Genomic DNA, 13,723 nt, shown 5'->3' with positions numbered 1-13,723 from the left:
AGGATCAGGCGCCTTCGGTCTCTGTCAGTGCGCGCAAGAACTCGCTGCTCCACCAGTGCACATCCTGCGCGCGGATGCGCTCCAGCAGCTTCTGGTGGCGCTGCTGGCGTTCGGCCAGCGGCATGTGCAGCGCTTGCTGGATCGCCTGCGCGGTGGCGCGCGTGTCGTAGGGATTGACCAGCAGCGCCTCGCGCAACTGCTCGGCCGCACCGGCAAAGCGCGACAACACCAGCACGCCCGGGTCTTCCGGGTCCTGCGCGGCGATGAATTCCTTGGCCACCAGGTTCATGCCGTCGCGCAACGGTGTCACCAGGGCCACGCGGCTGGCACGGCACAGGCCCGGCAGGCGCTTGCGCGCGGTGGTGCGATGGATATAGCGCACCGGCATCCAGTCCAGTTCGCCGAACTCGCCGTTGATGGCGCCGCTCAGGCGCTCCATCTCGCTGCGCAGGTCGACATAGGCGTCGACCGACTCGCGCGAGGGCGCAGCAATCTGCACCAGCGTCGCGCTCATCCGGTTCTCGGGGTATTCCGCCAGTAGCCGGTAGAACGCCTTGAGCCGGTGCGGCAGCCCCTTGGAATAATCGAGCCGGTCGATGCCGAGCAGCAACCGGCGGCGCGCATATTGTGCGCACATCATCTCGAAGGTTTCCTTCGCCTCGTCGCCGCGGCCCAGTTCCATGAACTCGTCGACGTCGATGCCGATCGGAAAGGCCTGCGCGCGCACCGTGCGGTGGAAAGCGCGGTAGCGATGCTCGCCCATGGGCTCGGCCTGGGCCTCTGCCTGGACGTAGCGCGAGAAGTGCTCCACGTCGGCATGGCTCTGGAAGCCGAGCAGGTCATAGGCGAACAGCGCGCGCATCAGCCATTCATGCTGCGGGATGGCCGCCAGGATCAGCGGCGGCGGCAGCGGCACGTGCAGGAAAAAGCCGATCTTCTGGCCGCAGCCGATCGCGCGCAGCTCTGACGCCAGCGGGATCAGGTGGTAGTCGTGGATCCAGATGACGTCGTCGGGCTCGAGCAGCGGGGCCAGCTTGCGCGCGAACAGCTGGTTCACGCGCCGGTAGCCGTTCAGGAAGTTGGAGTCGAAATCCGCCAGGTCGAGCCGGTAGTGGAATACCGGCCACAATACGCCGTTGCTGTATCCCAGGTAGTAGGCATCATGGTCTTCGCGGCTCAGGTCGACAGTGGCCAGCGTGACATTGCCGGCTTGCTGCAGGTGCAGGTCGCCTTCGCCGGGGGTGCCGCCCTGGGCGGTTTCCAGCGCCTTGCCGCTCCAGCCGAACCACAAGCCGCCGGTCTGGCGCAAGGCCTCGGAGAGCGCGACGGCAAGGCCGCCCGCCGCCACGTTGCGGGGATCGGCGACCCGGTTGGATACCGCTACAAGTCTGGGCATATGTTGTTTTCTGGAGTCCTCTGTTCTTGTTGCCGTGCCAGGTTGCGTGGGTCAGATCACCGAATCCCACGGCGCCGACAGCCGCATGGCGCCGTTGATCAGGCCGACCATCGAATACGTCTGCGGGAAGTTGCCCCACATCTCGCCGGTCACGGGGTGGGTGTCCTCGGACAGCAGGCCCAGCGGGTTGCGCGCGGCGAGCATCGATTCGAAGATCTCGCGCGCCTCGTCGCGCCGGCCGATGCGCGCCAGCGCGTCGATGCGCCAGAAGGTGCAGATGTTGAAGGCGGTCTCGGGCTTGCCGAAATCGTCCGGCGCCTCGTAGCGGCGCATGTACGGGCCGTCGCACAGCGACGTCTCCAGCGCCTTGACCGTGGCGATAAAGCGCTCGTCGTGCGGGTCGATGAAATTGACCTCGGCCATCAACAGCACGCTGGCATCCAGTTCGCGCCCGCCGAAGCTCTCGGCAAAAGACTGGCGCGATTCGCTCCACGATTCGGCCAGGATGCGTTCCTTCATCCGGCTGGCGTGGTCGTGCCAGTAGGCGGCACGGTCCGGGATCTGCAGCTTCTCGGCGATCTTGGCCAGGCGGTCGCAAGCGGCCCAGCTCATCAGCGCCGACGAGGTATGCACGCGCGCCCGGGTACGCAGTTCCCACATGCCGGCGTCAGGCGTGCCGAACACCTTGACTGCCTGCTCGCCAACCTGTTCCAGCCGGTGGAATTCAGCCGCCCCGCCGCGATGCAGCAGCCGGTGGTCATGGAAGGCCTGCGCCGCGCCCAGCACCACGTTGCCGTAGACATCGTGCTGGAAGTGCTCCTGCGCCTGGTTGCCGACGCGCACCGGGCCCATGCCGCGGTAGCCGGCCAGGTGGTCGAGCATGCTTTCGGGCAGCTCCCGCTCCAGGCCAATGCCGTACAGCGGCTGGATATGCCCGTCCTGCGACTGCATCACCACGTTTGCCAGCCAGCGCAGGTAATCCTCCATCGTGCCGACTTCAGACAGGCTGTTGAGCGCGCGCACGACAAAGAAGGCGTCACGCAGCCAGCAGAAGCGGTAGTCCCAGTTGCGCCCGCTGCCCGGGGCTTCGGGAATGCTTGTGGTCATGGCGGCGACAATGGCGCCGGTCTCTTCATACAGCGACATCTTCAGCGTGATGGCGGCGCGGATCACCGCGTCCTGCCATTCGCGCGGCACCGCGAGCCGGCGGCTCCACAGGCGCCAGTACGCGGTGGTCTCTTGCTCGAAATCGCGTGCGGTTTCTTCCACGCCGTGCGCCAGCGTCTCGTCCGGGCCGAGGATGAAGTTGTACCCGCGCGTCACCAGGAACGGCGTCTGCGACAGCACGTAGGCCAGCGGCGCGTCGGTGGTCATGCGCAACGTCATGGAATCGCCGATGTAGCGCACATGGCTGCTGCCGCGCGTGATCTCGGGCGCCTTGCGGCCCCATTCGAAGCGCGGCGCCACCGCCACGCGCACGCGCGGCGCGCCGCGCACCGGGCGGATGCGCCGGATCAGCGCAGTCGGGCGGAAATAGCGCCCGAGCCGGAAGAAGCGCGGCGCGAAGTCGGTGATCTCCAGGCAGTTGCCGTGCGTGTCGGTCAGGCGCGTGCGCAGCACCGCGGTGTTGGGCTCGTACCACTGGCTGGCGCTGTGGAAATCCTCGATCTCGATCGAGAAATGGCCGGCGTTCTCGCTCGGGTCCAGCAGTGCGTTGAACACCGGATCGCCGTCGAAGCGCGGCAGGCACGACCACACGATGCGCCCGCGGCAGTCCACCAGCGCGGAGATGGAACAGTTGCCGATCATGCCAAGCGACAGCGACGGATTGGCAAAGCGGCCACTGCCATCCATGGTCTTGTGCACGCCTTCGCGCGGCTGCCTGCCCAGTTCCCCGGGGCTGCTTGTATTGTTGGTCACAGCGATACCTCCCTCAGGATGTCGTTGTGTGAGGCACGGCGCCCGGCTTGCCGGTGGCGCGTGCAGCGTCGTCAAGTGCCCTGGCCGAGCGATGCAGCCAGCTGCGCAGCGCGGCCGGCCCGGCCACGGTGGTGCCGGCCAGCGTCTGGCGCTGGCCCACCAGCACGCCCAGGCCGCCGAGCTTGCGCACGGCGGCAAAGCCGGGCTCGTCGGTCAGGTCGTCGCCGGCAAAGAGCGGCACGCGCTTGGCAAACGGCGGCGCCTTCATGAATGCGGCGATGGCGTCGCCCTTGTCGACGCCGGCGGGCTTGATCTCGACCACCATCTTGCCCGGCAGCGCCTCCAGCCCGACGGCATGGCGCAATACGTCAGTGACCGCGGCTTCGACCACGCCGGCCAGTTCGGGCGCCTGGCGGTAGTGGATGGCGACGGCGACTGACTTGCGCTCCAGCATCAGCGCCGGATAGGCGCGCACCAGCGCTTCCAGGTGGGGGATCAGCGGTTCCAGCCCCGGCGCGGGCGTCTTGGACACCATGCCGCCGTCGGTGCGGAATTCGGCGCCGTGCACGCCGGCGGCCGGGAGCTGCAGCGGTCGCAGGAAGTGGTCCAGTTCGATCACGGGCCGCCCGGAGATGACGGCCAGCGCGCCGTCCAGTCGCTGGTACAGCGTACGTAGCGTGCCGACCAGTTCGGGTTCGACCTGCACCAGTTCCGGGCGCGGGGCCAGGTCGGCCAGCGTGCCGTCGAAGTCGAGAAACAGGGCGGTATTGGGTTCGATAAGCGGTAGGTGAGGCATCGCGTTAAACCGTAACACGTCGTTTTGACAGGCGTCCACCGGGCTTCGTCCTACATGGCGTGGGCGCAACCTGGCGCGGATGCAAGTCCGGGACAACCAGTCGCTTCCCGCAAACCCTGTCCGCGCGAGTGCGCCGCCCCGCACACAAAGAGCGCCCTGGACCCGGCCCGGACGACGCACCGCGGGCGGCGCGCGCGTCGCCCGGGCCGGGTGGAAGGCGCCGCCATCCTTTATCATTGACGGTTTCAGCCAGAATTTCCGCCTTTTTTTGCGCCGCTTTTATTCGCCGCCCCAAGGCCCCTGCCCAGACACCATGACCCGCAAGTCCGCCGCCTCCGCCGCCAAACCCGATTATTTGAAGAAGATCCTGACCGCCAAGGTCTATGACGTGGCACAGGAGACTGAGCTAACCTATGCGCACCAGCTCTCGGCGCGCACCGGCAATTCGGTCTGGTTCAAGCGCGAGGACACCCAGCCGGTGTTCTCCTTCAAGCTGCGTGGCGCGTACAACAAGATGGCGTCGCTCACGCCGGAGGAGCTCAAGCGCGGCGTGATCGCCGCCTCGGCGGGCAACCATGCGCAGGGCGTGGCGCTGGCCGCGGCGCGGCTGCAATGCAAGGCGATCATCGCCATGCCGGTGACGACGCCGCAGGTGAAGATCGACGCCGTGCGCGAACGCGGCGGCCAGTGGGTCGAGATCGTGCTGCACGGCGAGTCCTACAGCGACGCCTACACCCACGCCGCGGTGCTGGAGAAGAAGCACAAGCTGACCTTCATCCACCCGTTCGACGACCCCGAAGTGATCGCCGGCCAGGGCACCATCGCCATGGAAATCCTGCGCCAGCACCCGGGCCCGATCCATGCAATCTTTGTCGCCATCGGCGGCGGCGGGCTGATCTCGGGAATCGCGGCCTACATCAAGGCGGTGCGTCCGGAGATCAAGGTGATCGGCGTGCAGACGGTGGATTCGGACGCGATGAAGCGCTCTGTCGACGCAGGCAAGCGCATCGAGCTGAAGGAAGTGGGGCTGTTCTCGGACGGCACCGCGGTCAAGCTGGTCGGCAAGGAAACCTTCCGCATCACGCGCGAGCTGGTCGACGAGATCATCCTGGTCGATACCGACGCCATCTGCGCGGGCGTGAAGGACGTGTTCCAGGATACGCGCAGCATCCTGGAACCGGCCGGTGCGCTCGCCGTGGCCGGCCTCAAGGCCTATGCGGAGCGCGAGAAGCTCAAGGGCCAGCACCTGGTGGCGATCGCCTGCGGCGCCAACATGAACTTCGACCGCCTGCGCTTCGTCGCCGAGCGCGCCGAAGTGGGCGAGGCGCGCGAAGGCGTGTTCGCCGTGACCATCCCCGAGGAGCGCGGCAGCTTTAAGCGCTTCTGCGAGCTGGTGGGCACGCGCAGCGTCACCGAGTTCAACTACCGCATCGCCGACACCAACGTGGCGCATATCTTCGTCGGCGTGCAGATCGCCAGCCGCGCGGAGAACGACAAGATCGCCGCCAGCTTCCGCAAGCACGGCTTCGACACGCTCGACCTGTCCAACGACGAGCTGGCCAAGCAGCATATCCGCTACATGGTGGGCGGGCGCTCGCCGCTGGCGCATGACGAACTGCTGTTCCGCTTCGAGTTCCCGGAGCGGCCGGGCGCGCTGATGAAGTTCCTGTCGAGCATGAGCCCGAACTGGAACATCAGCCTGTTCCACTACCGCAACCAGGGCGCGGACACCTCCAACATCCTGGTCGGCATCCAGGTGCCCAAGAACGAGATGCGGGCCTTCCGCGCCTTCCTTTCGACGCTGGGTTACGTACACTGGGACGAAACGGACAACCCGGTGTACAAGCTGTTCCTGTCCTGACCGACCCTGCTGAGCGCCCCATGAGCCTCCCTGAACATTCGCCGCTGGGCAAGCCCTCGGCCTACAAGACCGAATACGACGCCTCGCTGCTGTTCCCGATCCCGCGCCAGCCCAAACGCACCGAGATCGGCCTGCCCGAAGGCAAGCCGGTGCCGTTCTTCGGCGTCGATATCTGGAATGCGTACGAGCTGTCGTGGCTAAACCTGAAAGGCAAGCCGCAGGTGGCGCTGGCCACCTTCATCATCCCGTCGGACACGCCCAATATCATCGAGTCCAAGTCGTTCAAGCTTTACCTGAACTCGTTCAACCAGTCGAAGATCGCTTCGCCCGAGGCGTTGCAGCAGCTGCTGCACCACGACCTGTCCGAGGCCACTGGCGGTACCGTGCAGGTGCGGCTGGTGACCGAGGCCGAGCTGGGCAAGCAGCAGATGGGCGAACTCGACGGGCTGCTGCTGGACCGTCTCGATATCGAGGTGGACCGCTACGAGCCGGCGCCCGAGCTGCTGCGTGCCGACCAGGAAGAAACGCCGGTGGAGGAAACGCTGGTGTCGCACCTGCTGAAGTCCAACTGCCTGGTGACCGGGCAGCCGGACTGGGGCAGCGTGCAGATCCGCTATGTGGGCGCCCCGATCAACCAGGAAGGGTTGCTGAAGTACCTGATCTCGTTCCGCAACCACAACGAGTTCCACGAGCAGTGCGTGGAGCGGATCTTCATGGACGTGCTGCGCCAGTGCAAGCCGGTCAAGCTGGCGGTGTACGCGCGCTATACGCGGCGGGGCGGGCTGGATATCAATCCGTTCCGGACCAACTTCAATACGGTGTGGCCGGATAACAAGCGCAACGCGCGGCAGTAAGCCAGGCGGGGAGGATCAAAACTCCCCGTGAAACCGCACCCCGAAAAACTTCACCGGCCCCCGGTCGCGGTTGTACCCCGGATTGCGCACGTACTGGAAATCCGGGCTGATGCTCAGGTACTGCACCGGCTGGAAGCTGTAGTAGATCTCCAGTATCTGCTCCGGCCCATAGCGCAGCGCACCGTCCCCGAGAAACGCCCCCTGCCCGCCCGCGGCCAGGTAGTTGCGATGGTGGGCCCCCAGCATATTGATCGCCACCGCCACCCCCAGCGCATCGCGCCCCCGTCCCCACGCATCGCCCTTCAGCACGCCGCCCGCTGACACCTGCCGGCCGATCTCGGTAAAGGCGTAAGTCTCGGTCTTGTCGTCCGACAAGCTGGCGCGCGCAAACAGCCCCAGTGAATCGGTGACCTGCTGCAGCAGCGTCACGCCCACGCCGCTCTTGGCGTGCTCGCGCCGCACGTCGGCGAGGTCGGGCGTGGTGTTGTTGGCGATGCCGAACTGGATCGCGTCGTTGAACGCGCCCATGCGCGCCTTGTTGCGGAACCAGAGCAGACGTGCGGTGCCGGGGCGGCCCGCCAGCTCATAGCGCTTTTCCAGTTCGATGATGTCGCCGTAGTGCTGGAACATGCGCGTGTCCAGCTCCAGCCCGTTGGACTCCAGCGGCTGCAAAAAGCGCCCGATGCGCGCCGACCAGCCGTCGCCGATGTACTCCAGCGCCAGGCCCCAGCTATAGCCGCGCGCATCGGCCGGATAGTCGAACGCACCGTGCGTCATGAACGCCCAGTTCATGAACTGCGTGCGCGGGTCCGAACCGAACTCGTTCTGGTCGAACACATCGAGCACGCCGAAATTGCCCGCGGTCAGCACCAGCCGCTGCCGGTCGACGGTGCGCGCGAACTGGTTGAAGTCCGCGTCCAGCGTTTCGCTGCCGCCGCCCATGTCCCATGTCTGCCGGACAAACGCGCGCGCCCGGTAGAACACCGGGCTGGTGCTGGCTGCCTTGCCGAGCTCGCCGTTGGACAAGCCGCCCAGTCCGTGCAATCCGGAGAACGGTACCCCTTGCGTCGCCTCCGGGTTGAAGTGGAATTCCGCACCGCGCCACAGCTTCAGTCCCAGGTCCAGCGTCGCGCTGAAGGAATAGCTCTTGGCCCGTTCGGTGCCAAGGCTGTTCGGGCCGGAATAGGCCGCGTTGAAGGCCGGCTTGCGCTGCCAGATGTAGGTGCTCTGGCCGTGGAAGGCGAAGGGATTCTCCGCGCCGCCGGAATCCTGTGCCGGCACCGACTGCTGTGCCATCGCCGGCAGGCATGCGCAACAGGCCAATGCCGCCAGCCAGCGACGGAAACGGAACGGTCGGCGCGAGCGCGCGGCGGCAAGTGGCGGAAACGGCATCGGCTGGAGGATGGTGGAAAGGATGTGCCGGGGGCGGCGCGCTTCGGCGCCCGCAGCATAGCCAAGCCCCATGACATGTCCACCGTGTGCGGCAAGGTCGACGTTGTAACCGCGCTTGAATTAATTAACGCAACAATTAATATTCCATCGACACCGCCCACGCACTCACTTGCCCCCCATGCCGCGCCAACCCGCCAAACCGAAACCTTCCGCCCGCCGCAGCCCCGGCCGCCCCGCCGCGGGCCAGCCCGGCCAGCGCGAACGCATCCTCGATGCGGCCACCGAGCTGTTCTCGCGCCAGGGCGTGGCCGGCACGCCGGTCAAGGCGATCGCCGCGCAGGCCGGCGTGACGCCGGCGCTGGTCCACTACTACTTCAGCGACCGCGAGTTGCTGCTCGACGCCGTGACCGAGGAAAAGCTGCAGCCACTGATTGCCGGCGTCTTCGCCGCCGCGGGCGGCGACACGGAGCCGCTGGCGATGCTGATCGGCCTCGCCAGCGCGCTGATCCGCGCCGCGGCCGCCACGCCGTGGTTTCCCGGCCTGTGGATCCGCGAAGTCGCCAGCGCCGACGGCGCCCTGCGCGAGCGCGTGCTGGACCGCTTCGCGCTGCAGCGCGTCGGCGCACTGAGCGCTCCGCTGGCGGCCGCGATCGCGCGCGGGCAGCTCAACAGCGGACTGGAGCCGGTGCTGCTGATGCCGTCGCTGGTCGGCCTGACGCTGCTGCCGCTGGCCACCGCGCATATCTGGCGGCGGCTGCCCGGCGCCGAGGCGATCGATACCGACGCGCTGGTGCGCCATGTATCCGCGCTGCTGACGCACGGCCTGGCACCCGTGCCCGCCGCAAACGCTGGCAAGCCCAAGCATTCCCCGGAGTCACCATGAAGTACGCAAACCACAAACGCCCCCTGCCGGGGCTGGCGGCAACGTTTGCCGCGCTGCTCGTTGCCGGTTGCGGCAACCAGCGCACCGATAGCTGGCAAGGCTATGTCGAAGGCGAGTTCGTCAGCGTGGCCTCGCCCTTTGCTGGGCGCCTCGACACGCTGTCGGTCCAGCGCGGCCAGCAGGTCAGCCAGGGCGCCGCGCTGTTCGTACTCGAATCCGACGACGAACGCGCCGCGCGGCAGCAGGCCGAAGACCAGCTGCGCGCGGCCGAAGCCCAGCTGCAGGACATGAAGACCGGCAAGCGCCCGGTGGAAGTCGACGTCAGCCGCGCCCAGCTGGCGCAGGCGCAGGCCCAGGCGCAGCGCAGTGCCGCGGCCCTGCGGCGCGATGAGCGCCAGTACGAGATCGGCGGCATCGCGCAGGCGCAGCTCGACGAAACGCGCGCACAGGCCCGCAGCGACGCCGCGCGCGTGCGCGAGTTGCAGCGCGATATCGACGTGGCACGCCTGCCCGGGCGCGACGCGCAACAAGCCGCGCAAGCCGCGCAAGTGGCGGCCGCGCGCGCGGCGCTGGCGCAGGCGGACTGGAAGCTGTCGCGCAAGACTGTCGCCGCCACGCAGGCGGGCCTGGTCTATGACACGCCCTACCGGCTGGGCGAATGGGTGCCGGCCGGCAGCCCGGTGGTGCGCATGCTGCCGCCGGGCAACGTCAAGGTGCGCTTCTACGTGCCAGAGACCGTGGTTGGCGCGCTGCGCAACGGCCAGGCGGTGCAGGTGCGCTGCGACGGCTGCGCCGCGCCCGTGACCGCCAGCATCACCTATGTGGCCAACGAGGCCGAATACACGCCGCCGGTGATCTACAGCAACGAGACCCGCCGCAAGCTGGTGTTCCTGGTGGAGGCTCGCCCGTCGACCGCCGACGCCCCGAAGCTGCGGCCCGGCCAGCCCGTCGAAGTGGTGCGGCAATGAACACGACAGTCAACACAACCGCCAACGGCCGCCCGGCAGAACTCGCCATCGACGTACGCGGCCTGAACAAGCACTTCGGCGACAAGCACGTGGTCAACGACCTCAGCATGCAGGTCGCGCGCGGCGAGATCTTCGGCTTCCTCGGCCCCAACGGCAGCGGCAAGACGACGTCCATCCGCATGATGTGCGGGCTGCTGACGCCCGACTCCGGCGCGGGCACCTGCCTGGGCTACGACATCCTGCGCGAGGCTGACGAGATCAAGCGCCGCGTCGGCTACATGACGCAGAAGTTCTCGTACTGGGACGACCTGTCGATCCGCGAGAACCTGGACTTCGTCGCCCGCGTCTATGGCATGCCGAACCGGCGCGAGGCTGTCGACCGTGCCCTCGAGGACCTGGGCCTGGCCACGCGTTCGGCGCAGCTCGCCGGCTCGCTGTCTGGCGGCTGGAAGCAGCGGCTGGCGCTGGCGGCCTGCCTGCTGCACGAGCCCGAACTGCTGCTGCTCGACGAACCGACCGCGGGCGTCGATCCCAAGGCGCGGCGCGACTTCTGGGAGCAGCTGCACCAGCTCGCCGCGCGCGGCATCTCGGTGCTGGTCAGCACGCACTACATGGACGAGGCCGAGCGCTGCCACAAGCTCGCCTATATCGCCTACGGCAAGCTACTGGCGCAGGGCACCGCCGATGAGGTGGTAGCCAGCCAGCAGCTGTCGACCTGGAGCGTGGAAGGCGACGACCTCGCCACGCTATCCGAGCAACTACAGGGCGCACCGGGCGTGGAGCAGACCGTGGCCTTCGGCACCGCGCTGCACGTGACCGGGCGCGATGCGCAGGCGCTCGCGGATACGCTGTCGCGCCTGGCCGGTCCCGGCCGGCGCGTAGCGCAGACCCAGACCAGCCTGGAGGACGTGTTCATCCATATGATGAGCCGGGCCGAAGACAACATGGGCACGCGCAAGGCAAAGGAGCCGACATGACCGCCGCCTCCCGCAAACCCGCTGCCGGCAATGGCACCGCCACGCGCTTCTCGGTCCAGCGCTGGTGGAGCATCGTGCTGAAGGAATTCCTGCAGCTGCGTCGCGACCGCGTCACCTTCGGCATGATCGTCGGCCTGCCGATCATGCAGCTGCTGCTGTTCGGCTTTGCCATCAACACCGACCCGCGCCACCTGCCGACCGCGGTGATCGCCGCCGACCAGAGCGAATTCACGCGCTCGTTCATCGCCAGCATGCAGAACTCGACCTACTTCAAGGTGGTCGCCACGCTGCCCGACGAAGCCGCGGGGCGCCAGGCCCTGATGAAGGGCGAGGTGCAGTTCGTGCTCAGCATCCCGCCCGACTTTACGCGCAAGCTGCTGCGCGGCGAACGCCCCGCACTGCTGGTCGAGGCCGACGCTACCGACCCCTCGGCCACCGGCCAGGCCATCGCGGCGCTGCCGCAGCTGCCCTACAGCGTCGGCACCCATGACCTGAAGGGAGCGCTGGCGCCGCTGGCCGGCGGCAAGGCGCCGTTCGACGTGCAGGTGCAGCGCCTGTACAACCCGGAGGGCCTGACCCAGTACAACATCATCCCCGGCCTGATGGGCGTGATCCTGTCGATGACGATGGTGATGATGACCGGGCTGGCAATGACGCGGGAACGCGAGCGCGGCACCATGGAAAACCTGCTGGCCACGCCAGTGCGGCCGATCGAGGTGATGACCGGGAAGATCGTGCCTTACATCTTCATCGGGCTGCTGCAGTCGACCATCGTGCTGCTGGCCGCACGCTGGGTTTTCGACGTGCCCTTCGTCGGCTCGGTAACGGCGGTGTACCTGGCCGCGCTGCTGTTTATCGCGGCCAACCTGACCGTGGGCATCACGCTGTCGTCGCTGGCGCAGAACCAGCTGCAGGCGATGCAGCTCACCTTCTTCTACTTCCTGCCCAATATCCTGCTTTCGGGCTTTATGTTCCCGTTCGCCGGCATGCCCGGCTGGGCGCAGGTCATCGGCAACATCCTGCCGATGACGTATTTCAACCGCATGGTGCGCGGCATCCTGCTCAAAGGCAACGGCTGGGTCGAACTATGGCCCCAGGTCTGGCCGATGGCGCTGTTCATCGTGGTGGTGATGGCGATCGCGGTGCGTTTCTATCGCCGCACGCTGGACTGAAGGAGTTCGCCATGTCTCGACTGACACCTGTGTTCGCCGCCGCCGCGCTGTTGTGCGGCTGCGCCGTCGGACCGGATTTCCACGCCCCCGCGCCGCCGGATGACGCCGGCTATGTGCGGGGCCCGCAGCCGGTGGCAACGGTTGCCGCCGATACCGCGGACGCGCCCGGCCAGGCGCACGCACAGACACTGGCCGCCGGCGCTGACGTGCCGGCGCAGTGGTGGTCCCTGTTCCGCAGCCCGGCGCTTGACGCCACCATCCGCACCGCGCTCGACGCCAGCCCCACGCTCGCCCAGGCCCGCGCCCGGCTGCGCGAGGCGCAGGAGAACCTGGCCGCGCGCACCGGGGCCACACGTTGGCCCGCGGTCGACGCAACGCTCAATACCACCCGTCAGCAGGTCGATTTCCAATCGCTGGGCATCACTGCGTTTCCCAGCCCCGGCCCGTTCACGCTGTACGGCGCCACGGTGCAGGTGTCATACGTGCTCGACCTGTTTGGCGGCCAGCGACGCGAACTGGAGGGATTGCAGGCGGCGGTGGACTACCAGCGCTACGAACTCGAAGCCGCGCGCCTGGCGCTGGCCGCCAACGTCGCCACCGCGGCGATCCGCGAAGCGGGCTTGCGCGCGCAGCTGGCCGATACGGTCGCGGTCGCGCAAGCCCAGCAGCGCCAGCTCGGCATCACCGAAGAACGCCTGCACGCAGGCGGCGTGGCGCGTGTGGAAGTGCAGCGCCAGCGCGCGGAACTGGCGCAGACGCAGGCGCTGGTGCCATCGCTGCAGCGACAACTCGAGACCACGCGCCACCAGCTCGCGGTCTACACCGGCCAGACGCCGGCCGCGGCCCAGTTGCCGGAATTCCGCCTCGACGACCTGCACCTGCCCGACACGCTGCCAGTCAGCCTGCCCTCCTCGCTGGCGCGCCGCCGCCCCGACATCCGCGCGGCCGAGGCGCTGCTGCACCAGGCCTCGGCCAATATCGGCGTGGCCACCGCCAACCTCTATCCGCAGGTGACGCTGAGCGCCAGCGGCGGCACCCAGGCCACCGCCGCGCGCGACCTGTTCAGCAGCCTCAATGTATGGAGCCTTGCCGCGGGGCTGGTGCAGCCGGTGTTCCGCGGCGGTGAATTGCAGGCGCGCAAGCGCGCGGCGGAGGCGGCTTATGAGCAGTCGCTGGCCGCGTATCGGCAAGCCGTGCTGCAGGGATTGCAGAACGTGGCCGACTCACTCCGCGCCCTCGAAGCCGACGCCGCCGCGCTGCGCGAACGCGCCGACAGCGCACGCCAGGCGCGCGACACGCTGGCGGTGGTGTCGGAGCAGTACCAGCTGGGCGGCGTCAGCCAGCTGACGGTGCTGGATGCGGAACGGCAATCCCGGCAGGCTTCGCTGGAACTGGCGCAGGCGCGCGCCGACCGGCTGGCGGATTCGGCGGCGTTGCTGCAGGCGTTGGGGGGTGGGTGGTGGCAGGAAGAAAACGGCGCCGTGGCAGCGGCGCCGTAACTGCG

The 13,723-nt window shown here is 67.9% G+C and carries 11 protein-coding genes; 7 read left to right on the top strand and 4 right to left on the bottom strand.

Annotated elements, in window-relative coordinates; all coding sequences use genetic code 11:
* Window positions 1-4: 4 nt before the first annotated feature.
* The 3 genes from otsA to otsB form a co-directional block, all read right to left on the bottom strand.
* Window positions 5-1,396, bottom strand: a complete 1,392-nt coding sequence (otsA, locus tag ABNX08_RS02080) for an alpha,alpha-trehalose-phosphate synthase (UDP-forming) (protein ID WP_349605478.1) — start codon at window positions 1,394-1,396, stop codon at window positions 5-7.
* A gap of 51 nt (window positions 1,397-1,447) precedes the next feature.
* On the bottom strand, window positions 1,448-3,250 hold the full coding sequence (locus ABNX08_RS02075; RefSeq protein WP_349605699.1) for a glycoside hydrolase family 15 protein: 1,803 nt from the start codon (window positions 3,248-3,250) through the stop codon (window positions 1,448-1,450).
* A 79-nt stretch (window positions 3,251-3,329) separates the two neighbouring features.
* Window positions 3,330-4,112 carry a trehalose-phosphatase gene (gene otsB, locus ABNX08_RS02070; protein ID WP_349605476.1) on the bottom strand — a complete coding sequence of 261 codons (783 nt, stop codon included), beginning with the start codon at window positions 4,110-4,112 and terminating at the stop codon, window positions 3,330-3,332.
* Window positions 4,113-4,425: 313 nt separating this feature from the next.
* Here otsB and ilvA point away from each other — a divergent pair, with 313 nt between their 5' ends.
* Complete coding sequence (ilvA, locus tag ABNX08_RS02065) at window positions 4,426-5,973, top strand: threonine ammonia-lyase, biosynthetic (protein ID WP_022533509.1); 1,548 nt, start codon at window positions 4,426-4,428, stop codon at window positions 5,971-5,973.
* Between the two features lie 20 nt (window positions 5,974-5,993).
* On the top strand, window positions 5,994-6,827 hold the full coding sequence (queF, locus tag ABNX08_RS02060; protein ID WP_349605474.1) for an NADPH-dependent 7-cyano-7-deazaguanine reductase QueF: 834 nt from the start codon (window positions 5,994-5,996) through the stop codon (window positions 6,825-6,827).
* 15 nt (window positions 6,828-6,842) lie between these two features.
* Here the strand turns inward: queF and ABNX08_RS02055 are convergent, their stop codons facing one another.
* Window positions 6,843-8,123, bottom strand: coding sequence for a carbohydrate porin (locus tag ABNX08_RS02055; protein WP_041681232.1), 1,281 nt, complete (start codon window positions 8,121-8,123; stop codon window positions 6,843-6,845).
* 274 nt (window positions 8,124-8,397) lie between these two features.
* On the opposite strand from ABNX08_RS02055, the gene ABNX08_RS02050 reads away from it, so the two are divergent.
* From ABNX08_RS02050 to ABNX08_RS02030, 5 genes are read left to right on the top strand one after another with little or no spacing between them, the layout of a single operon-like run.
* The gene (locus ABNX08_RS02050) at window positions 8,398-9,102 is read left to right on the top strand and encodes a TetR/AcrR family transcriptional regulator (RefSeq protein ID WP_349605472.1); all 705 of its coding nucleotides are present in this window, start codon (window positions 8,398-8,400) and stop codon (window positions 9,100-9,102) included.
* The gene (locus ABNX08_RS02045; protein ID WP_349605469.1) at window positions 9,099-10,070 is read left to right on the top strand and encodes an HlyD family efflux transporter periplasmic adaptor subunit; all 972 of its coding nucleotides are present in this window, start codon (window positions 9,099-9,101) and stop codon (window positions 10,068-10,070) included. Before ABNX08_RS02050 ends, ABNX08_RS02045 begins: the two co-directional genes overlap by 4 nt.
* Window positions 10,067-11,047 (top strand): ABC transporter ATP-binding protein, encoded by a 981-nt coding sequence (locus ABNX08_RS02040; RefSeq protein ID WP_349605467.1) that lies wholly within the window; start codon window positions 10,067-10,069, stop codon window positions 11,045-11,047. Before ABNX08_RS02045 ends, ABNX08_RS02040 begins: the two co-directional genes overlap by 4 nt.
* Window positions 11,044-12,219 carry an ABC transporter permease gene (locus ABNX08_RS02035; protein WP_022533503.1) on the top strand — a complete coding sequence of 392 codons (1,176 nt, stop codon included), beginning with the start codon at window positions 11,044-11,046 and terminating at the stop codon, window positions 12,217-12,219. Before ABNX08_RS02040 ends, ABNX08_RS02035 begins: the two co-directional genes overlap by 4 nt.
* Before the next feature lie 11 nt (window positions 12,220-12,230).
* Entirely contained in the window at window positions 12,231-13,718 is a 1,488-nt protein-coding gene (locus ABNX08_RS02030) for an efflux transporter outer membrane subunit (protein WP_022533502.1), read from the top strand.
* Window positions 13,719-13,723: the final 5 nt, after the last annotated feature.

This window comes from Cupriavidus sp. DF5525 (assembly GCF_040149425.2).
GTDB classification, from domain to species: Bacteria; Pseudomonadota; Gammaproteobacteria; order Burkholderiales; family Burkholderiaceae; genus Cupriavidus; species Cupriavidus pickettii_A.
Note: the sequence above shows the minus strand (reverse complement) of the source record. Positions and strands in the feature narration are given on the sequence as shown.